The following is a 20,280-nucleotide window of genomic DNA, read 5'->3' on the forward strand; positions in this document are numbered from 1 at the left end:
CTCGCTCAGGGCGTTCCTTGCCGCCGGCGGCCCGTGAGTGGTTGGGAGGCCCCTGACCCGACGAACCACTCACGGGCGCGGAGCGCGAGCCGGCACGCCAGCCACGCACCCACCCCGACGACCAGGCAGGCCAGGACGACCACGGGCCCGGGCAGGTGCGCGTGCAGCGCGGCCAGCACCGCGTAGTGCGTCAGGTAGATCGTCAGCGACGCCCCGGCCACCAGCGCGGTCAGCTTGGCGAGGGCGTGCGGGAGCAGCATCCGGTCGACACCCAGGATCAGGGCCACCCCGAGCACGAGCACGGCCGTGCGGGTCGGGTCGGAGAACCCGCCGGGCACGACGAAGGGGAGCAGGCCCAGCACCGCGAGCCGGCGGCCGGGGGTGTCGGCCCGCTGGGCCAGCCAGCCCAGGGTGAAGATCCAGAACACCTGCTGGGGGGCGAACGGACCGACCGTGAACCCGTTGACCGGCCCGGCCCACGGCCGCATCAGCAGCCCGGCGACCAGCGCGCCGGCGGCGAACCCGAACGGCACGCGGCGCTCGGCCCGGCGCACCGGGGGCAGCGCGAACACGGCCGCCAGCACGAGCAGGATCTGCAGCAGCGACTCGACGAACCAGTAGCCGGTGAGCTCCGGGTCCACCACGACGTTGGCGAGCAGCAGGTTGTGCAGCCCCACGTCGTCCTCGACCGCGGCCCGCCAGGACAGCCACAGCACGGTGGGCACCGCGATCCGCAGCGCGGTGCCGAGCAGCCGCCGCGACACCACCCCGGTGGCCGGGGTGAACCGGGCGAACGACCAGCCCGCCAGCGCCAGCAGCAGGTGCGCCCCGCCCAGCACGGCCACCGGGCCGACGTGCGCCACCAGCACGAGCACGATGCCGACCGCGCGCAGCAGCACCGGGGTCTCGACCGGTCGCACCTTGCGCCGCCGGCGGGCCGCGCCCTCCAGCTCGGCGACCGTGCGCCCGGGCCAGTCGGCGGGCGGGTCACCGAGGATCTCGGTCAGCGCGGTCGACATCTGCACGTAGCGCAGCGAGTCGCCGCCCAGGTCGCGGAAGGTCGCGTCACCGGGGACGTCGGCGAGCCCGAACACGCGGGCGAACGCGGCCCGCACGGAGCCGTCGCCTTGGTCGCCGGTGTGCCCGGCGAGCCGCTGCACGGCCGGGCGGTCGACCTTGCCGGTGTCGGTGTACGGCAGCGCGTCGAGCGCGACCCCGTGCACGGCGTCGGGCGGCAGGCCGAGCCGGACCGCGGTGTCCGCGGCGACGGGGCCCGCGTCGGCGCCGACGACGCCGAGCAGCAGCCGGCTGTCGTCCCCGGTCGCCAGGGCGGTGACCCCGCGCGCGGCGAGGGTGCGTTCGACGTCGTCGAGGTCGATGCGCACCCCGAACAGCTTCACGAACCGGCTGAGCCGGCCGGCGAGCTCGTAGAGCCCGTCCGGGCCCCGGCGGGCCAGGTCACCGGTGGCCAGCGCCTCGACCTCCCGGCCCCGGGCCAGGTCGGCGGGCTCCCGGGCGTACCCGAACATGACGTTCGGGCCCCGGTAGATCAGCTCGCCGAGGCCGGGTCCGGCGCCGTCGGCCGGGGCGAGCTCGAAGTCCCCGCCCGGGATCGGGACGCCGATCGCCTCCGGCCGGGACTCCGCCAGGTCCGGCGGCAGGTAGGCCATCCGCGCGGTCGCCTCGGTCTGGCCGTACATCACGAACAGCCGCCAGCCCTCGGCCCGGCCGCGCCGGGCCACCGTGCGGACCCGTTCCGGATCCAGCCGGCCGCCGGCCTGGGTGACGTAGCGCAGCGACGGCAGCGGCGGCCAGCCGAGTGCGTCGAGCTGGTCGAACGTGTGCGGCACCCCGTGCAGGCTCGTCACCCCGTACGCGCGGGCGGTGTCCCAGAACGCGGGCTCGGTCACCGGCGTACCCGGCAGGACCAGCGCGGCCCCGCGCAGCAGGTTCGAGTGCAGCACCGACAGGCCGTAGCAGTAGTGCAGCGGCAGCATCGCCGGCGCCCGATCGGTCTCCCGGACGTCGAGGTAGTCGGCGATCGACTCGGCGTTGGCCTGCACGGCGCTCGCCGGCAGCCGGACCAGCTTGGGTGATCCGGTGGACCCGGAGGTGGTCAGCAGCAGTGCCAGCTCCGGGTGCAGCTCGTGCGCGCTCCCGGGACGGCGCGGGCTCAGGTCCCAGCCGGATCCCTGCGGTGCGGCCACCACGTCCGGGTCGTAGGCGGCGGTGAGCGCCGCGAGCCGGTCCGGGGCGGGGGAGCTGAGCAGCACCGGGTGCCCGCCGCGCACGGCTCCCAGGTAGGTCACCAGCGGGTCGACACCGGCTCCGGCGGCCACCAGCACCAGCCTGCGCTCCGGGCCGAGCCGGTCGGCGACGTCGTCGACCCGGTCGGCGAGCTCCCGGTAGTCCAGTGCGGTCCCGTCGGCGGCGAGCACCGCCGTCCGGTCACCGTGCGTACGGAGGTCGCGGACGAACCCGACCGTGTCGGTCCCCCGGACGGCCGTACCGGTACCGATCACGTCGTCAGGTCCGGACACCCTGACATTCGATAAGGGAAGGCTCACCATGGCTAGCCGCCGAACGAGCGACGGCGGGCCGCGACGGGTTCCGGCGCCTCCCGGGAGTCGTCGTGCGGGACCGGTGTCGGGGAGCGGCCCTCGGCGATCCGGGCCACGACGCGGTCGCCGACCCGCAGCGACGTGCTGTCCGGCAGCAGCGCGCGCAGCGTGCGGCCGGACCCCAGCCGGACCGCGTAGAGCGTGAACCCGCCCCGGAACTCCCGGTCCAGGACGACGGCGTCGCCGTCCGGGGCCGCCCGCAGCGTGACGTCGTGCGGACGCAGCATCACCAGGTCGCCGTCGGCCTCCGCGACCGCCCCGATCTCGCCGGCGTCGGCGGCGGGCAGGAAGTCGGCCTCCCCGAGGAAGGTGGCCACGAACCGGTTGCGCGGGGTGTGGAACACCTCCGGCGGCGTGCCGAGCTGCTCCACCCGCCCGGCACGCAGCACCGCCACCCGGTCCCCGACGGCCAGGGCCTCGGCCTGGTCGTGGGTGACCAGCACGGCCGTGGTCCCGGTGCGGCGCAGGACGGCGACGGTCTCCGCCCGGACCTGGTCGCGCAGCCCCCGGTCGAGGTGCGCGAACGGTTCGTCGAGCAGGAGCACCGCCGGCTCGGGCGCCAGCGCGCGGGCCAGCGCGACCCGCTGCTGCTCCCCGCCGGAGAGCTCGTGCGGGTAGCGCCCGGCCAGGCCGGCCAGGTTCACCAGCTCCAGGACCGTGCGGACCCGCTCCCGGCGTTCCGCGGCCGGGCGCCCGTCGAGCCCGAACGCGACGTTCCCGGCCACGTCCAGGTGCGGGAACAGGGCGTGGTCCTGGAAGACGACGCCGACCCGGCGGCGCTCCGGCGGCACCCAGGTGCCGGGGCCGGCGACGAGGCGGCCGGCGAGCCGGACCGTGCCGGCGTCCGGCCGGTCCAGCCCGGCGATCAGCCGCAGCGCGGTGGACTTGCCGCACCCCGACGGACCGACCACGGCCAGCAGCTCGCCGTCGCCGACCCGCAGGTCCAGCCGGCGTACCGCGTCGACCTTCCCGTAGCGGCGGCCCACGCCGTCGAGGGCCAGCACCTCGGCGGTCACGACGGCACCCGGGTGCGGGGCACCAGCAGCAGCACCGGCACGACCGCGACCAGCACGATCGTCAGGGCGGGCAGCGCGGCCGCCTGCCAGAAGTTCTCCGAGGCCAGCAGCCACACCCGCACGGCCAGCGTGTCGAACCCGGACGGGCGCAGCAGCAGCACGATCGGGAGCTCCTTGAGCACGTCGGCGATCACCAGGACGAGCGCGACCCCGATCCCGGCCCGGACCTGCGGCAGGTGCACCCGGGTCAGCACCCGCCGGGGTGGTGCGCCGAGGCAGAGCGCCGACCGGGTGGTGGCGGGGCCGAGCCCGGCCAGGCTCGCGTCGATGCTCTGGTGGCTCAGGGCGAGGAACCGGACCAGGTAGGCGTAGAGGATCCCGGCGACCGAGCCGGTGGCGAGCAGCCCGGTGCCGCCGGGCACGCCGAGCGCCTCCAGCGCGTCGTCCAGGCCGGCGGTCACCACCAGCACCCCGATCCCGAGGACGACACCGGGGACGGCGTAGCCGACCGTCGAAAGCGGGGCGGCGAACCGGACCAGCGGGCCGGGCGCCATCCGCCGCCCGTGCACCACGACCAGCGCCACCGCGGTGCAGCCTGCCGCGGTCAGCACGGCCAGCAGCAGGCCGTTGCCCAGGTGCTCGGCGAACCGGGCGGCCCCGCCGGAGCCGTGGCCCCCATCGGCGAGTGCCCAGCCGGCCAGCCGCAGCACCGGGAGCCCGAACGCGGCGGCCAGCACGACCGCGCACGCCGTGGTGGCTGCCGCGGCCCGCCGGCCGTGCAGCGCCACGGCCGGGAGCCCGCGCCCGGTGCCGCCGGCGCGGTCGAACCGGGCACGGCCGCGCAGCCGTCGTTCGGCGGCCAGGACCAGCAGCGCGAACACCAGCACCACGGTCGCCAGCCCGGCGGCCGCCTGCCGGTCGAAGGTCCCCTTCCACACCTGGTAGACGCCGACCGAGACGGTATGCAGGTCGAAGTACTGCACGGTGGCGAAGTCGGTGAGGGTCTCCATCAGCACCAGCGCGACCCCGGCCGCCAGCGCCGGGCGCGTCATCGGCGCGACCACCCGCAGGCCCGCGCGGGTGTGCCCGGCGCCGAGCGCGCGGGCCGCCTCGTAGCCGGCCGGGGCCTGCTCGGCCAGCGCGGCGCGGGCGAGCAGGTAGACGTAGGGGTACAGGCACAGCGTCAGGACGACGACGGCGCCGGCCAGCGAGCGGGGCTCCGGGAACCAGGCCTGCGGGCCGAGCAGCGACCGCCACGCGGTCTGCACCGGGCCGGTGTAGTCGACCACGGACAGGAACGCGAAACCCAGGACGTAGGCGGGCATCGCCAGCGGGAGCACCAGCAGCCAGGAGAACAGCGTCCGGCCCGGGAACCGGTGCGCCGCGACCAGCCAGGCCAGGCCGCCGCCCAGCAGCAGGGTCCCGGCGCCGACACCGACCATCAGGGCGAGCGTGGTCGCGACCATCCGCAGCATCGCCCCTGTCCCGAGCGCCGACCACGCGTCCGGCACCCGCAACAGCCCCTCCGCGCCCACCCCGAGCACCGGCAGCAGGGCCAGCGCCGCGGCGGCCACGACCGCGAGCCGCCAGCTGCGCCGCTCACCGGTGCCGAGCAGCCGGGACCGGGCCGCGCCGGGCGCGGTGACGTCAGGGAGGGGTGGCGCGCTCACCGGTAGCCGGCTTCGGCCATCAGCCGGACGGCCTCGGCGTTACCGCCGCCGTAGTCCTCCGCGTCGACCGGCGCGTACCGGAACGCACCCCAGCGCGCGATGGCGGGCTCGGGCGGGACCGACGGGTTGGCCGGGAACTCGTGGTTGCCGTCGACGAACGGGCGCTGCCCGGTGGTGGCCAGCCACTCGACGAACCGGCGGGCCAGCGGCGGGTTGTCCGAGTGCGCGACGATCCCGGCCCCGGAGATGTTCACGTGGACGCCGCGGCCCTGCTGGCCGGCCCAGTAGGGCGCGACCGGCAGGTCCGGGCGCTCGGCCAGCAGCCGGGCCAGGTAGTAGTGGTTGGTGACCCCGACGTCGCAGCCACCGGCCGCGACCTCCTCGAGGATCTGCACGTCGTTGTCCCGGATGCGCACGCCGTTGGCCACCCACCCGCGGACGACCTGCGCGGCCCGGTCCCGCCCCAGCTCACCGATCATGCTCGCGACCAGGGCCTGGGTGTAGGAGCTGTTCGCGGTCCGCATGCACACCCGGTCCCGCCACTTCGGGTCGGCGAGGGCCGCGTAGGTGTCGACCGGGTCGAGCTCGCCGGGCTGCACCCGCTGCGGGTTGTACATCACGGTGCGCACCCGCATGCTCAGCCCGTACCAGTGGCCGTCCGGGTCGCGCAGGCCGGCCGGGACGGCGCCGTCGAGCACCGGGGAGCCGGCCGGGGCGAGCAGACCCTCCCGCTCGGCCAGCCACAGGTTGCCCGCGTCGACGGTGAGGAACACGTCCGCCGGGGTGTCCTCGCCCTCGGCCTTGAGCCGTTCCCGCAGCTCGGCGTCGCTGCCGTTCAGGATCTCGACCGGGATCCCGGTCTCGTTCGTGAACTGGGTGAACGCGCGTTCCAGGTCGTAGTGCCGGCCGGAGTAGACCTGGACCGTGTCCGGGTCGGCCCCGCCGACGCCGCACCCCGCGACCAGCAACATCAGGGCGCCGACGGCGGCGAGCGCGGCTGTGCGCATGGAGTCTCCTGCCCGACCCTGGGATAAGTGAGGCTTACCATCACGAGGTGTGGTTTGCCTGTCAAGAGTGATCCACGCGGGTGGTAGAGGTGGGTCGCGGATCGGTTCGTCCGAGGGGCGGAGGGCGGCTCAGCCGGCTGCCGGTGACGCGGCTCGGCCCCGGGGCGCCGGGAACCGGGCGGCGATGCCGGTCGGGCCGTCCGGCTGCTCGTCGCCGAAGACCTGCCCGACGACGTACAGCCGCGGGTCCGGGCCGTCGTCGAGCACGCAGGAGAAGGCTCCCCGGTCGAACGGGACCGTCGCGAGCACCTCGCCGCCCTCGCGGACCCGCACGCAGTGCGCGTGGCCGACGTCGGCGTACCACAGCGCCCCGTCGCGGTCGAGGCAGATGCCGTCCGGATGGTCGCCGGGCGTGGCCGCCCAGACCCGCCGGTCGGCGAGCCGCCCATCGGCGTCCACCGTGTACGCGGTCACCTGCTCGGCGTAGGACTCGGCCACCAGCAACGTGGACCCGTCCGGGGTGACGGCCATGCCGTTGGGGAACGCGAGACCGTCGGCGACCCGGGTGACGGAGCCGTCCGGGCGGACCAGCGCGATGATCCCCGGCGCGAACTCGCCGGCCGGGAAGTCGAACCCGATGTTGTTCACGTAGGCCCGGCCGTGCCCGTCGACGACGATCTCGTTCCACGGCGTCGTGGCCTCCCCGGACAGGTCGGCGTGCCGGGACAGCGCGCCGCCGGGCTCCCGGCGCAGCACCGCACGGTCCGTCGAGGAGACGAGCAGCAGGCGCCCGTCGGGCAGGAAGTCGATGCACAGCGGGAACGAGGCGACCTCGGCCTCGACCGCGCGCGTCCCGTCGGGGGCGAGCGACCACACCCGTCCCGCGCCCCAGTCGCTCACCCAGAGCCGGCCGTCGTGCCACCGCGGGGACTCCGCGAACACGAGGCCGTCCATGACGACGTCCCTCTGCTGTGTGCTGTCCATGACGGTCAGACCCGGATCCGGGGCGGCACTCATCGGCCCCCGGTCGATCACTCGAAGCCGAAGACCGGGGGGAGCACGACGACGACCGCCGCGGCCCAGCCGGCGAAGACCGGCAGGTACGCGGTCTGCCACCGTTCGACGCGGTGGAACGGGACCCGCCCGGTGAGGAACCGCAGCGACAGCCAGGCGGTCCACCCGAGGTTCACGAGCAGGACCAGGTTGAGCCCGAGCGCCGCCGCCCGGTTCGGGGTGAACCCCAGGTCGCCGATGCGGGCGACCATCGAGCCGAGCACCAGCACGTCGAGCACGAGCGCGCTCGCGACGGTGAGCAGCCGGACGCCGTCCATCAGCCCGGCCGGCCGGGACGGGTCCCGCGCCGACGTGGCGTAGAGGACGAGCCCCAGCACGACGACCAGGAGGGCGTCGAAGACGCCGAGCAGCTCGCGGTCGAACGCGGCCCCGGACACGAGGTAGGCGACCGCCGCGACGCTGAGCATCACGGCGAACAGCGGCGTGAACAGCAGGGTGAGCACCGGCGCCATGTTCTCCACCACGTGCTGCTTCGACTCGACCAGCCACGCGGAGACGATCACGGCACCGGCCGCGCCCGACGGCACCACCCACTCGGCGACCAGCTCGACGTCGACCCCGATCGGGTCGAGGATCGCCCCGGTCAGCAGGAGCAGCACGCTGCCGCCGAGCGCGATGAGCACGTAGTAGATGATCCACTCGCCGGTGAAGCGGACGAAGTCCATGCGCCGCTCGTGCGACCGGAGCGTGCCGCCCATGTACGGGTGGGCGACCGCCAGCCACAGGACGACCGGCAGGTGCAGCCCCACGAGCACCTCGGTCGCACCGCCGGGCCGGAACGGGTACAGGTTGACCACGAGCGCGGCCAGCACGAACGGGGCCGCCGTGACCAGCCAGCCCCGGGTGTCGAGCCGCCGCCTCCGGGCGAGGTACCCGGCGAGGAACGGCAGCACGAGCAGGCCCGCGTTGCGCAGCAGCCACCCCGGCTCCTGGTCGGGGAACCCGGCGGCCAGGCGCGCGACCTGGACGGCGACGGCCGCGCCCACCGCGGGGACGAGCACCTCCAGCCAGCCGCCGGACCGGCGCACCGGCTCGGCGTCGTCGCCGTCGCGCAGGACGAGCTGCTTCCACAGCCGGCCGCTGTGCTCGCGGGCGAACTCCCGGGACAGGCTGTCGAGGTCGCCCATCCGCTTGACCGCGACGAGGAACGCCTCGTCGGCCGTGAGGTCCATCGCGTCCAGCTCGGCAATCTGGTCACGGAGGTGGGCCTCGAGCTCGTCGACGTCGCGGTCGCCGACCGCCGGGGCCTTCGCGACGTAGGCCCGCCACTCGGCGATCTGCGCCTCCACCGGGTCCATGGGTCACGCCTCACCGAGTGCGGGCATCAGCCCGCCGGGGCCCCGCCAGACGTCGCCGAGCGCACGGGTGACCGTCATCCACTGCCGTCGTTGCTCGGCGAGGGCCACCCGCCCGTCGTCGGTGATCGCGTAGTACCGGCGGCGCCGGCCCTCCGGCGGGGTCCGCCACTCCGTGGTCACGTAGCCGAGCCGGCGCAGCCGGTGCAGCAGCGGGTAGAGCATCCCGTCGGTCCACTCGAGCTCACCCCCGGAGAGCTCGCGCACCCGCTTGAGGATGGCGTAGCCGTAGCTCTCGCCCTCGGTGAGGATCGCGAGCACGAGCGGGGTGGCCGAGGCCGCGACCAGGTTTTTGTCGATCTGCACGGTCCCTCCATGGCTTGAAGCCTTATGCATAGAAGCACGAGGTATCGGTGATGGCAAGGCTCGAGGGCACTGGCCGGGTGCTCGAGCTCGACCACCTCCTGGCGGTGCTCGACACGACGCGAGAGCCGCCTGCCGGGCGCCGTGCGGCACCGGTGCACCCGTGCGGTGCCACGGGCGTCGACGCCGTCGAGCTGGTGGGGGGCGACGCCGCCGCTGCCCGGCCTGCCGTTCTCCGTGTCGGCGGTGCGCCCACGTCACGGGATGCGGCACCGTGGAGTTCTGACCGATCGTCCTCACACCCCTTCGCCACGCCGCACACCCGGCGCAATAGGTGTGACGCGCGGCGAAGGGGTGTGAGGTCGGAGCCGCCCTCGACTCACCCGTCGTCGAGCACGGCGGGCCGGTCGCTCATTCGGTTTCTCGGTGTCGGCGGCGCCATCGTCGAAGCCGATCACCTGCTGCGACCGCGAAATCCGCCGGACGGTCCGGCTGCTTCCGTCCACTGCGCCGGAAAGAGGTCTCCGTCACCCACTGTCCGGAGGCATGGACGCTGCGCCATCCGAAAGTTAGGTTCGCCTTGCATCAGAAGAAGGTAAGTAACCCTGCGCTGGTTGCCGACGGAGGTTGGAGTGCCCCCCACCCACGCCTCGGTCGAGCCGATCCTGGGCAGCGTCCTCGACTGTGTCGGGGCGACGCCACTGGTCTCGCTCGATCGACTGTTCCCCCATGCCGACGTGCAGGTTCTGGCCAAGCTGGAGCTGATGAACCCCGGCGGGAGCATGAAGGACCGCACCGCCCGGCACATCGTCGCCGGCGGGCTCGAGGACGGGTCGATCGCGCCGGGCAGCCGGCTCGTCGAGTCCAGCTCCGGCAACTTCGGTGTCGCCGTCGCCATGGCGGCCCGCCTGCACGGGTTGCGGTTCACCTGCGTGGTGGACCCGATGGCCGCGCCCGCCAACATCGCCATCATGCGGTCGCTCGGCGCCACCGTCGAACGCGTCCACCAGCCCGCCGAGGTCGGTGGCTTCCTGGCCGCCCGGCTCGACCGGGTCCAGGAGGTCCTCGCCGACGAGCCGGACGCGGTCTGGATCAACCAGTACGCGAACGACCACAACTGGCTGGCGCACTACCACGGCACGGGCGCCGAGGTCGCCGATGCGCTGCTGCTGCCGCCGACCGTGCTCGTCGCCCCGGTCAGTACCACCGGCAGCATCCTCGGCTGCGCCCGCCGGCTCCGCGAGCACGCGCCCGACCTGCGGGTGGTGGCCGTCGACGCGGTCGGATCCGTGATCTTCTCCGGGGACCGTCCGTCCCCGCCCGGCACCCGGGAGCTGCCCGGGGCGGGTTCCAGCCGGGTCCCCGAGCTGCACAGCCCGAACGAGATCGACGACGTCGTGCACGTCGACGACGCGTCCGCGGCCGAGGCCTGCCGGGAGCTCCTGCTCACCGAGGCGATCTTCGCCGGCGGCTCGACCGGCTCGGTGGTGGCCGCGATCCGGCGGATCCTGCCCACCCTGGAACGGCCGGCCCGGGTGATCGCCCTGTTCCCGGACCGGGGTGACCGCTACCTCGACCGGGTCTACGACGACGAGTGGCTGGACCGGGCCCGCGTCCGGGCCGGGCGTCCGGCGGCGGCCCCCGCCGACGCCCGTGCCGTGTCCGCGGTCGGGGTCGGCTGATGGGCCGGATGCCCTCGCCGGGCCGGTGGGTGACCGCCGACCTGCTCGAGGCGGCGACGATCGAGGGCCTGTGGGGGCTCGGCGAGCGCGACCTCGGACCGCCCCCGCCCGGGCTGCCGTCGGCGGCGCCGTGCCCGGGCTCCGGGTGGGTGCGGGTCGACCTGCCCGGTGGCGGGTGGCTGGCCTGGTCGGCCACCGACGGCGCGCCGGTGACCCGGACCCGGCACGCCGGGGGCCCGGTCTGGTACCGGGAGGACGCCGAGCACCACACGGCCTACCCGGTCGGGCCCGACCGGGTGCTCGCCCTGCTGGAGGGGGCCCGGCCGCACCGGGACGCGGTCCTCGCCGACCTGCGGACCGCCGTCCGGCACGCGCACGTCGTCCGTGCCGGCTGGCTGCGCCTGCCCGACCCGGCGCTCCGGCCCGCCGACCGGGACGGCGGGCCCGCGGCGACGCTGCTGGCCGGGGAGCGGCTCGCCGCGACCCGGGGGCGCCCGTTCCATCCCACCGCCCGCGCGGTGGGCGGGTGGACCGGCGAGGAGCTGGCCCGGTTCGGTCCGATGACGACCGAGCCGGTACCGCTGGACTGGGTGGGTGTGCGCCGCGACCACCTGCGGCTCGGCCCGGGCACGCACGCGGACCGGCTGGCCGAGCTGGTGCTCGGCGAACCCGCCGCGTCCCGGCTCACCGGGACGCTGCCCGATCCCGACGGGTTCGTGGCGCTGCCGGTGCACCCGTTCGACGGCGAGCACGTGCTGCCGAAGGAGTTCGGCGACGAGATCCGGGACGGGATCGTCGTCCCGCTGGGCCGCGCCGGCGAGGCCGGCCCGACGGCGTCGCTGCGCACGCTCGCGCTGCCCGGACGCACCCCGCGGCACCTGAAGCTGCCGCTCGCGGTGACCACGCTCGGCGCGGCCCGGCTGCTGCCACCGCGGCACCTCGACCACGGCGACCGGGCCACCCGGGTGATCTCCGCCGTGCTGGGGTCGGATCCCGGGCTGGCCGCGCGGGTCGGCGTCGCGGACGAGTCCGACTGGGCCGGGTTCGCCCGCCCGGACGGCTCGGACGAGTTCGACGACCGTCCCGGCCGGCTCGCCGCGCAGCTCCGGCACTACCCCGACCTCGGCGACTGCCCGCTACCGCTGGCCGCGCTCGCCGCGCCCGGGTGGGACCTGCTCGGCCCCCTGCTCGGGGTCGACGACCGGGCCGCTGCCGAGCGGTTCCTGGCCGCGCTGACCACCGACGTCCTCACCGCCGGGATCGGCTTCCTCGGGCACGGCGTGCTGCCGGAGATGCACGGCCAGAACGTCGTCGTCGCGTTCGACCGGGACCCGGACCGGCCCGCCCGGGTCCGGCAGCTGGTCCTGCGCGACCACGACACGCTGCGGGTGCACCCGGACTGGGCCCGTGCCGCCGGCACCCCCGACCCCGGGTACCGGATCGCCCCGGGGGCGTCGCAGTCCCTGGTGCTGGACCGGCCCGAGCGGCTCGTCGGCTACCTGCAGACCCTGGTCGTGCAGGTGGCGCTGCGCGGGGTCGCGGTCGCGATGGGGGAGGAGTTCGGGATCCCCGAGCCGGCGTGGTGGGACATGGTGCGCGACGCCGTCCCGGCCGCGCTGGACGCGGCGGACCCGCCCGCCGGGATCCGGGACGCGCTCACCGCGCTGCTCCTGGACGCCCCGGTGTGGCCGGCCCGTGCGGTGCTCGGGCCGCTGCTCGACCGCGGCCCGTCCGAGGGGGTCAGCATGCCGGCGGGCGTCGTCGAGGTCCCGAACCCGCTGCGCGGGCGGGCCCGGTGAGCGGCGCACCGGCACTCGCCGACCGGGCACCGGCCGCAGGCACCGCCCACCGGGTGATCTGGTTCGGCCAGTTCAGCGCCGTGGCCGGGCTGACCGTCGTCGTCCCGCTGCTGCCGTTCCAGCTCGCCGCGCTCGGCGCGCCGCCGGACACGGTGCCCTGGTGGACGGCGGCCTGCCTGGCGGCCCCCGCGCTGACCCAGATGGTGTCCGGGCCGCTGTGGGGCGCGCTGGGCGACCGCTGGGGCCGCCGGGCGATGGTGGTCCGCGCGCACCTCGGCCTGGCCGTCGCGGTGGGGTTGATGGCGCTGGCCGACACCCCGGGGGAGTTCCTGCTGTGCCGGCTGGCCCAGGGTGCCTTCGGGGGCGTGCTCGCGGCGACGGCCGCCTACGCGACGACGCTGAGCGCACCCCAGCGCCGCGGGCGGACGCTGGGCAACCTGTTCGCCGCCACCGCGGCCGGGTCCCTGATCGGCCCGCTGGTCGGCGGCGCCACGGCCGGGCTGCTCGGCTACGCGGTGGTGTTCGCCGCGATCGCGGCCATGCTGGTCCTCTCCGGGCTGCTGGCGTGGCTGCTGCTGCACGAACCGGCCGCCGACCCGGACGACCCCGGCGACCCGGCCGGAGCCGGCGACCCGGACGGACCCGACGGCAGGCTCGGCACGGGCACGACGGCGGCGGGCCGGCTCGCCGGTGCCCGGTCCGGCCTGGCGACCCTGCTCCGGACCCCGGCGACGCTGCGCGTGCTCGGCGCCGGGCTCGCCGCCCAGGCCGGCGTGTTCGGGCTGGTCGTGCTGTTCGCCCCGAAGGTGGCGTCGGTGGCCGGCTCGCCGGTGGCGGCCACCACCTGGGTCGGCGTGCTGCAGGCCCTGACCTGGGCCGCGTCCCTGCCCGGGGCGCGGTTCTGGGGGGCCCGCAGCGACCGGCCGGGCCCGCGCGGGCGCCCGGGCGCGGTGCGGGTCCTGGTCCCGGCCACCGCGGTGCTCGCGGTCGCCGTCGTGCTGCAGGCGGTACCGACGGATCCGGCCCTGCTGGTGCCGCTGCGCCTCGTGCAGGGGTTCTGCATCGCGGCCGTCATCCCGTGCGTGCTGCACGTGGTGACGTGCACGGTCGCCGACCGCGTCCGCGGCGCCGCCCTCGGGGTGGGCACCGCCGTGCTCGACCTCGGGCAGGTGCTCGGACCGGCCGTCGCCGCGCTCGCGGTGTCCCTGCTCTCCGGCGCCGCCGCGTTCGGTGTGCTCGGCGCCCTGTTCCTGCTCGCCGCGGGCCTCGCCGCGAGCACCCGCCGGACCGGTGCGGAGGTGACCGGATGACGACTGTTCCCTCGACCCCCTTGCATCCCACCGAGGACGTGGCGCCACCCGTCACGGCGGCGGCCGAGGCTGCCGCCCGGGAACGGCTGCTGCGCTGCCTGCTGCGGGAGACCGGGACCCCGGTGACCGCGCCCGGCCCGCTGCGGCTGCCGGTCCCGGGCCGCCCGCTCGTGGCGGAGGTGACGGTGGTGTCGCCGTCCGGGCACCACGGCTTCGCCGCACCGGTCCGCGACGAGGACGGTCGCCCGGTCGAGCACCACGCCGTCGTCGACGCCGTGCTGCGCGCCGCCGGCGGCGACCCGGACCGGGCCGCCGGCCTGGCCGGCGAGGTGGCCGACAGTGCCGCCCGCACCGCCCGCTACCTCGCCGGCGCACGGGGCCGGTGGGCGGACCGGCCCTCGGAGCTGTCCGTGCTGCGCGGGCACCCGTTCCATCCCACGCCGAAGAGTGCGGTCGGCTTCACCGACGCCGACCTCGGCGCCTACGCACCGGAGCTCGCCGCCGAGTTCCGGTGCGAGCACGTCGCCGTGCACCCGCAGCTGCTCGCCGAGCGCCGGGTCGCCCCCGGCGACTGGGGCCTCGAGCCGGCCCCCGACGGGTGGCCGGTGCTGCCGGTGCACCCGTGGCAGGCCCGCTGGCTGGCCGGTCACCCCCGTGGTGCGGAGCTGCTGGCCGACGGGTGGCTGCGGCGCCTCGGCCCGCGCGGGCCGGTCGTCCGGCCGACGTCGTCGGTGCGCACCGTGGCGGCGCCCGGAGCCCCGTCGGTGTGGAAGCTCCCGCTCGGGGTGCGGATCACCCACTTCGTCCGGACCAACCCGGCCGAGCACGTGCGGCGCGCGCTCGACGCGAGCGCGCTGGTGGCCCGCGCCGACCCGGCCGGCGAGCACCCGGGCTTCACGGTGCTGCTCGAGACCGGCTACCGCGGCGTCGCGGAGGAGCAGGCGGGTGCCGAACTGGCCGACGGGCTCGCCGTGCTGTTCCGCGAACCGCCCGGCGCCGACCTCGCGGTCCTGGCCGGGCTGCTGGAGGACGGCCCGTCCGGGGAGGAACCGGCACTGGCCCGCCTGCTCCGGGCCGCCGGCGGAGGACCGGCGGCCTGGCTGCGCCGGCACCTGGCCGTCGCGACCGTCCCGCTGCTGCGGGTGTTCGACCGGCACGGCATCGGGTTCGAGGCGCACGTGCAGAACACCCTGGTCGGCACCCGCGACGGCCGGCCGGTGCGGTGCGCGGTCCGCGACATGGAGGGCACCCACGTGGCCCGGGACGGCGCGGCCGCTGCGCTGCTGGAGACCGGCTCGCCGCTGCTCTACGACCGCGAGGAGGCCTGGCAGCGGCTGCGCTACCACGCGGTGACCAACCACCTCGCCCACCTGGTCGCGACCCTCGGCCGGGTCGGCCCGGTGAGCGAGCACGCGTTGTGGGCGGTGGTCGCCGAGGAGCTGGCCGCCGCCGGGACGCCGTCGGCGACCGCGCTGACCCGGGACCGGACCCTGCCGGCCAAGGCCAACCTGGCCAGCCGGCTCGGCGGGCACGGCGAGCGCCCCGACTACGTCGAGATCCCCAACCCCATCCAGGAGGCCGCCCGATGACCCCCGCCGACACCGTCGCGGACGCGCTGCGTGCCCCCACCGCCGACGCCGTGCGGCAGCGGGTGCTCGCCCAGCTGGTCGCGTCGCTGGTCGCCGAGGACGCGCTGAAGGCCGAACGGGACGGCACGTCGTACACGGTGCGCGGCACCGCGACCTACACGTTCACCGCCCGCGAGCACGGGTTCGGCCGGGTCCGCGTGCACGGGCCGGTGTACCGGGACGGCGAGCCGGCCCGCTCCCCGACCCGGTTCCTCGAGGAGGCCGGCGACCTGCTCGACGCCGACCCCGACCGGCTCCCCGGGTTCGCCCGGGAGCTGGAGGAGACCGTGCTCAAGGACGCGCTCGCCCAGCACGCCCGCCCGGCCGGCCCGATCGACCCCGGCGCCGGGCACGACGCGCTGGAGGCGCTGGCCGGCGACGGGCACCGCTACCACCCGGCGTACAAGTCCCGGCTCGGGTTCGACGTCGACGACCAGCTCGCCTTCGGGCCCGAGTTCGCCCCCACCGTGCACCCGGTGTGGCTGGCCGTGGACGCCGCGCTCGCCTCGGTCACCCCGTCCGCGACGGCGCCGGTCGGCAGCGACCCGGAGGCGCTGTGGTCGGCGCAGCTCGCGGGCACGGGCCTGGTCCCGCCACCCGGCACGGTGCCGGTCCCGGTGCATCCCTGGCAGTGGCGGACGGTGATCGCCCGCGCGTTCGCCCCGGAGCTCGCCTCCGGCGCGATCCGGGTGCTCGGCGTCGACCCGCACGGCTACCGGCCGCAGGCCTCGATCCGCACGCTGGCCTGCGTGGACGCGCCGTCGCTGCCGTCGCCGAAGCTGTCGTTGTCGATCACCAACACGTCCACGGCGCGGGGGCTCGCGCCGTACACGGTGCGCAACGCCGCCCCCATCTCGGACTGGCTGGCCGGCCTGGTCGCCGGCGACCCGGTGCTGCGCGCCGCGCGGCCGATCGTGCTGCGCGAGGTCCTCGGCATCTCGGTGGGCGAGGGGGCGGGCCCGCTGGACCGCGAACGCGAGGGCGCGCTCTCGGTGATCTGGCGGGAGAGCCTGCACACCCACCTGGACCCCGATGAGCGGGCCGTGCCGTTCCCCGGGCTCGCGGCCCGCTCCCCGGAGGGCGTGCCGCTGATCGACCCGTGGATCCGGGCCCGCGGCGCCCGGGCCTGGGCCCGCGAGCTGGCCGAGGTGGCGGTCGTGCCGCTGGTGCACCTGCTGGTGCGGCACGGCGTCGCCCTGGAGTCGCACGCGCAGAACATGCTGCTCGTGCACGACGGCGGCCGGCCCACCCGGGTCGCGCTCAAGGACTTCCACGACGGCGTGCGCTTCAGCCGGGCCGACCTCGCCGACCCGGCGGCCTGCCCGCCGCTGGAGGCACCGCCCGCCCACCACGGCAACGCGAACTCGTTCCTCGAGACCGACGACCTCGAGGCGGTGACCGGCTTCCTGCTGGACGCGCTGTGCTTCGTCAACCTCACCGACGTCGCGCACCTGCTGGAGACGGAGTACGGCCTCGCCGAGGCCGCGTTCTGGGCGGAGGTGGTCGGCGCGGTCCGGGCGCATGCCGCGCGGGTCGGCGAGTTCGCCGCCCGGTTGGACCGCTTCGACGTGTTCGCCCCGACCCTGGAGGTGGAGAAGCTGACCGCACGACGGCTGCACCCGGACACCGAGGTACGGGTCCGGCGGGTGCCCAACGAGTGGGCGGTGACCGGTGCTGCGTGAACGCCTGGGCGCGGGTGACGAGGTCTACGGCCTGTTCGTGGCCCTGCCGTCGCCGTCGCTGGTGGAGATGGTCGGCGCGGCAGGCTTCGACTTCGCGATCCTCGACGCCGAGCACGCCCTGGTCGACCCGCAGACGTTGCAGCACATGATCCGCGCCGCGGAGGCGTTCGGGATCGCGCCGCTGGTCCGGGTGCCCGAGCGGGACCCCGGGATGGTCCTGCGGGTCCTCGACGCCGGCGCGCACGGCGTCGTCGTCCCGCACGTCCGCGATCCGCAGGACGTCCGGGACGCCGTCCACGCGGCCCGCTACGCCCCGGCGGGCATGCGGTCGCTGAACGGCGGCCGCACCGCCGGCTACGGCCGGGTCGACCTGCGCGAGCACGTGGCCGCGTCGAACGCGCGGACGCTGGTCGTGCCGATGATCGAGGACGCGGAGGCGCTGGACCGGATCGACGAGATCGTCCGGGTCCCCGGCGTGGACATGGTGCTCGAAGGTGCCGCCGACCTCTCGCAGTCGCTGGGCGTGACCTGGCAGACCCGGCATCCGGACGTGGTGGCCGCGGTACGCGAGGTGGCCGCGGCCTGCGAGCGGGCAGGCGTGCCGTTCTGCGCGATCCCGCGGGTGCCCGAGGACCACGCGGCCTGGCGGGCGGCCGGGGTCCGCGCGTTCGTCCTCGGCGAGGAGCGGGGCATCGCGGCCCGGGCACTGCGCGCGCACCTGGCCGCGCACCGGGACACCGCAGCCGACGACGTGGTGGAGGCCGGCCGTGCGTGACCTGACTCCCGTCGTGCAGGAGCGGGCCGGTGCGGGCGAGCCGGTCTGCTTCTACGCCTACGACCTCGCCGCCCTGCGCGCCCACGTCCGCGGGGTGGTCGGTGCGCTGCCGGACCGGTGCCGGATGTTCTACGCGGTCAAGGCCAACACCGGCGGGCCGCTGCTGGAGGCGCTCGCGGGCGAGGTCGCCGGGTACGAGGTGGCCTCCGGCGGTGAGCTCGCCAAGGTGCGTGCCGCCGCCCCGGACGCGGACGTGCTCATGGGCGGGCCGGTGCCGACGCCGTCCGAGATCCGGGCGGGCCTGGACGCCGGCGTGCGGCGCTTCCACGTCGAGAGCCTGCTCGGTCTGCACCGGATCTCCCGGGTGGCGACCGAGGCCGGGGTGACGGCCGCGGTGCTGCTCCGGGTGAACCTGGCCGGGCCGTTCCCGGCGGCGACCCTGGCGATGGCCGGGCGGCCCACCCAGTTCGGGATCGACGAGTCCGACCTGCCCGCCGCCGTGCAGGCCGCGACGACCCTGCCCGGCGTGCGGCTGGACGGCTTCCACCTGCACTCGCTGTCGAACAACCTCTCCGCCGAGACGCACCTGCAGATGCTGGAGCTCTACCGGGACACCGTCGCGGGCTGGGAACACCGGTTCGGGCTGCGGTGCCGGGTCGTGAACGTGGGCGGCGGAATCGGCGTCGACTACGGCGACCTGGAGCGGACCTTCGACTGGGCGGCGTTCACCGACGGCCTGCACGACTGGGTGGACACGCTGCCCGGGCACTGGGAGGAGATCGACTTCGAGTGCGGGCGGTTCCTGGTCGCCGGCTGCGCCGGGTACGCCGTCGAGGTGCTCGACGTCAAGCACACCCACGGCCAGGCGTACGCCCTGGTCCGCGGCGGTACCCACCAGTTCCGGCTGCCGTCGTCGTGGCAGCACAGCCACCCGTTCGACGTGGTGCCGGTCGAGCGCTGGGACCCCGGGCTGCCCCGCCCGGAGCTGGTCGAGGAGAAGGTCACGGTGTGCGGGGAGCTGTGCACCCCGAAGGACGTGCTCGCCGTCGAGCACGTCACCCGGCTCCGGCCGGGCGACGTGCTCGTGTTCCGGGCCGCGGGGGCGTACGGCTGGGAGATCTCGCACCACGACTTCCTCAGCCATCCGCACCCGGAGCAGCTGTGGCTGTCCTGAGGGTTACAGCCGGACGAGGGTCCCGATGTCCTCGCGTTCGGCGACGTCCCGGACCGCCCCGGCCAGTGCCACGTCCAGCACGCCCATCCCGAACGGGTTGCTGAGCACGATGTCGGTGCTCGAGGCCCGGCCGGGGTGCGTGCCGGCGAGGATGCCGGCCAGGCTGGCGTCCACCCGGCGGCCCTTCTCGGGGGTGCCGTCCACGTGCTGACCCTCGGGTCCGGTGACCTCGCCCGACCGGTAGAGGCGCCCGAGGATCCGCCGGTCGTCGGCGGCGATCAGGTCCCAGTCGTCGACCACGAGCAGGTCGGCGCGCTCGATCACCTCGGGCAGCACGTCGTCCAGCGACACGTGCGCCACCAGCGCCCCGGGGGCGAGCCAGTCGTGGGCGATGTAGCCGGTGGTGGTCGTCGTCGTGCACACCACGAGGCCGGCACCGTCCACCGTGGAGCGCGGGTCGGTGCTGGGGTGCACGGTCAGCCCGCTCGCCGGGCCGGCCCACTCGTCGGCCAGCGCCCGGGCGCGGTCCGGGTCCAGGTCGTACACCGTGACCTCGGCGCCCGGCAGCTCCGCGGCGAGCAGCCGCAGGTGCGCGGCGGCCAGCGCGCCGCAGCCGAGCACGCCGATCCGGCGGACGCCCGGCGCGGCCAGCTCCCGGACGGACAGCACCGTGTAGGCGGCGGTGCGGGTGGCGGACAGCCAGGCCGCCTCCATCATCGCCGTGGGCCGGGCGGTGTCCGGGTCGAACAGGAACGTCAGGCCCTGGGCGCGGGGCAGCCCGCGTCCGGGGTTCTCCAGGCTCGAGTTGATCATCTTCAGGCCGATGGCGGGCCGCTCGCCCCAGACGGCCCCGGGCAGCGCGAGGCTGCGCGCGAACGCGCCGCCCTCGGTGTGCCAGGGCAGGTAGGCCTCGTCGGGCAGCGTGGTCGCGCCCTCGGCGTGGTGGATCAGGGTCTCGCGGACAACCGCAACCGGATCGAGGTCGGCTGCGGCACGGAGGACGTCCGCATGACCCAGGATGCGCAGGGGAGGTTCGTCGACGGTCACGCCATGATCGTGCACGGTGACTCTAGATATGGGAAGGCTGCCCTAACATTCGTGGTGTGGGTCGCAACACCGTGTCAAGATCCTAACGGGTATGGCGGAGGCCTCCTTTCGTCATGTATTGGTTAGCCTTCGCTTAT

Annotated in this window: 15 protein-coding genes; 7 read left to right on the forward strand and 8 right to left on the reverse strand. The window is 75.8% G+C overall.

What is annotated here, in order from left to right:
* Nucleotides 1-5 precede the first annotated feature (5 nt).
* The 7 genes from H7X46_RS08225 to H7X46_RS08255 all read right to left on the reverse strand — a co-directional run bounded on the left by H7X46_RS08225 (nt 6) and on the right by H7X46_RS08255 (nt 9,049).
* The gene (locus H7X46_RS08225) at nt 6-2,540 is read right to left on the reverse strand and encodes an AMP-binding protein (protein ID WP_186358838.1); all 2,535 of its coding nucleotides are present in this window, start codon (nt 2,538-2,540) and stop codon (nt 6-8) included.
* A gap of 32 nt (nt 2,541-2,572) precedes the next feature.
* Nucleotides 2,573-3,637 (reverse strand): ABC transporter ATP-binding protein, encoded by a 1,065-nt coding sequence (locus H7X46_RS08230; RefSeq protein ID WP_186358839.1) that lies wholly within the window; start codon nt 3,635-3,637, stop codon nt 2,573-2,575.
* The gene (locus tag H7X46_RS08235) at nt 3,634-5,307 is read right to left on the reverse strand and encodes an iron ABC transporter permease (RefSeq protein WP_186358840.1); all 1,674 of its coding nucleotides are present in this window, start codon (nt 5,305-5,307) and stop codon (nt 3,634-3,636) included. Before H7X46_RS08235 ends, H7X46_RS08230 begins: the two co-directional genes overlap by 4 nt.
* A complete protein-coding gene (locus H7X46_RS08240; RefSeq protein WP_186358841.1) occupies nt 5,304-6,314 on the reverse strand; it encodes an extracellular solute-binding protein in 1,011 nt (336 codons plus the stop codon). The genes H7X46_RS08235 and H7X46_RS08240 overlap by 4 nt, the downstream gene beginning before the upstream one ends.
* 129 nt (nt 6,315-6,443) lie before the next feature.
* Nucleotides 6,444-7,298 carry an SMP-30/gluconolactonase/LRE family protein gene (locus H7X46_RS08245; RefSeq protein ID WP_222131236.1) on the reverse strand — a complete coding sequence of 285 codons (855 nt, stop codon included), beginning with the start codon at nt 7,296-7,298 and terminating at the stop codon, nt 6,444-6,446.
* A 47-nt stretch (nt 7,299-7,345) separates the two neighbouring features.
* Nucleotides 7,346-8,686, reverse strand: a complete 1,341-nt coding sequence (locus tag H7X46_RS08250; protein WP_186358843.1) for a permease prefix domain 1-containing protein — start codon at nt 8,684-8,686, stop codon at nt 7,346-7,348.
* Between the two features lie 3 nt (nt 8,687-8,689).
* Nucleotides 8,690-9,049: a PadR family transcriptional regulator gene (locus H7X46_RS08255; protein WP_186358844.1), complete on the reverse strand. Its 360-nt coding sequence runs from the start codon at nt 9,047-9,049 to the stop codon at nt 8,690-8,692.
* A gap of 629 nt (nt 9,050-9,678) precedes the next feature.
* On the opposite strand from H7X46_RS08255, the gene sbnA reads away from it, so the two are divergent.
* From sbnA to H7X46_RS08290, 7 genes are read left to right on the forward strand one after another with little or no spacing between them, the layout of a single operon-like run.
* The gene (gene sbnA, locus H7X46_RS08260; RefSeq protein ID WP_370588656.1) at nt 9,679-10,728 is read left to right on the forward strand and encodes a 2,3-diaminopropionate biosynthesis protein SbnA; all 1,050 of its coding nucleotides are present in this window, start codon (nt 9,679-9,681) and stop codon (nt 10,726-10,728) included.
* Complete coding sequence (locus H7X46_RS08265) at nt 10,728-12,527, forward strand: IucA/IucC family protein (RefSeq protein ID WP_186358845.1); 1,800 nt, start codon at nt 10,728-10,730, stop codon at nt 12,525-12,527. Before sbnA ends, H7X46_RS08265 begins: the two co-directional genes overlap by 1 nt.
* A complete protein-coding gene (locus H7X46_RS08270) occupies nt 12,524-13,837 on the forward strand; it encodes an MFS transporter (protein WP_370588657.1) in 1,314 nt (437 codons plus the stop codon). Before H7X46_RS08265 ends, H7X46_RS08270 begins: the two co-directional genes overlap by 4 nt.
* Nucleotides 13,834-15,426: an IucA/IucC family siderophore biosynthesis protein gene (locus tag H7X46_RS08275; RefSeq protein WP_186358846.1), complete on the forward strand. Its 1,593-nt coding sequence runs from the start codon at nt 13,834-13,836 to the stop codon at nt 15,424-15,426. The genes H7X46_RS08270 and H7X46_RS08275 overlap by 4 nt, the downstream gene beginning before the upstream one ends.
* Nucleotides 15,423-17,147 (forward strand): IucA/IucC family siderophore biosynthesis protein, encoded by a 1,725-nt coding sequence (locus H7X46_RS08280; protein WP_186358847.1) that lies wholly within the window; start codon nt 15,423-15,425, stop codon nt 17,145-17,147. The genes H7X46_RS08275 and H7X46_RS08280 overlap by 4 nt, the downstream gene beginning before the upstream one ends.
* Entirely contained in the window at nt 17,137-17,922 is a 786-nt protein-coding gene (locus H7X46_RS08285) for an HpcH/HpaI aldolase/citrate lyase family protein (protein ID WP_370588658.1), read from the forward strand. Before H7X46_RS08280 ends, H7X46_RS08285 begins: the two co-directional genes overlap by 11 nt.
* Entirely contained in the window at nt 17,915-19,096 is a 1,182-nt protein-coding gene (locus H7X46_RS08290) for a type III PLP-dependent enzyme (RefSeq protein WP_186358848.1), read from the forward strand. The genes H7X46_RS08285 and H7X46_RS08290 overlap by 8 nt, the downstream gene beginning before the upstream one ends.
* A gap of 3 nt (nt 19,097-19,099) precedes the next feature.
* Here H7X46_RS08290 and H7X46_RS08295 read toward each other — a convergent pair whose 3' ends face one another.
* Nucleotides 19,100-20,143 carry an ornithine cyclodeaminase gene (locus H7X46_RS08295; RefSeq protein ID WP_222131238.1) on the reverse strand — a complete coding sequence of 348 codons (1,044 nt, stop codon included), beginning with the start codon at nt 20,141-20,143 and terminating at the stop codon, nt 19,100-19,102.
* Between the last annotated feature and the right edge of the window lie 137 nt (nt 20,144-20,280).

Origin of the sequence: Pseudonocardia sp. C8 (assembly GCF_014267175.1) — a bacterium.
Taxonomy (GTDB): Bacteria; Actinomycetota; Actinomycetes; order Mycobacteriales; family Pseudonocardiaceae; genus Pseudonocardia.

Bases quoted from the DNA above. Each gene is read 5' to 3' on its own strand.
- H7X46_RS08245 (WP_222131236.1), bottom strand. From the start codon at position 7,298: ATGGACAGCACACAGCAGAGGGACGTCGTCATGGACGGCCTCGTGTTC.
- H7X46_RS08265 (WP_186358845.1), top strand. From the start codon at position 10,728: ATGGGCCGGATGCCCTCGCCGGGCCGGTGGGTGACCGCCGACCTGCTC.
- H7X46_RS08280 (WP_186358847.1), top strand. From the start codon at position 15,423: ATGACCCCCGCCGACACCGTCGCGGACGCGCTGCGTGCCCCCACCGCC.
- H7X46_RS08240 (WP_186358841.1), bottom strand. From the start codon at position 6,314: ATGCGCACAGCCGCGCTCGCCGCCGTCGGCGCCCTGATGTTGCTGGTC.
- H7X46_RS08250 (WP_186358843.1), bottom strand. From the start codon at position 8,686: ATGGACCCGGTGGAGGCGCAGATCGCCGAGTGGCGGGCCTACGTCGCG.
- H7X46_RS08275 (WP_186358846.1), top strand. From the start codon at position 13,834: ATGACGACTGTTCCCTCGACCCCCTTGCATCCCACCGAGGACGTGGCG.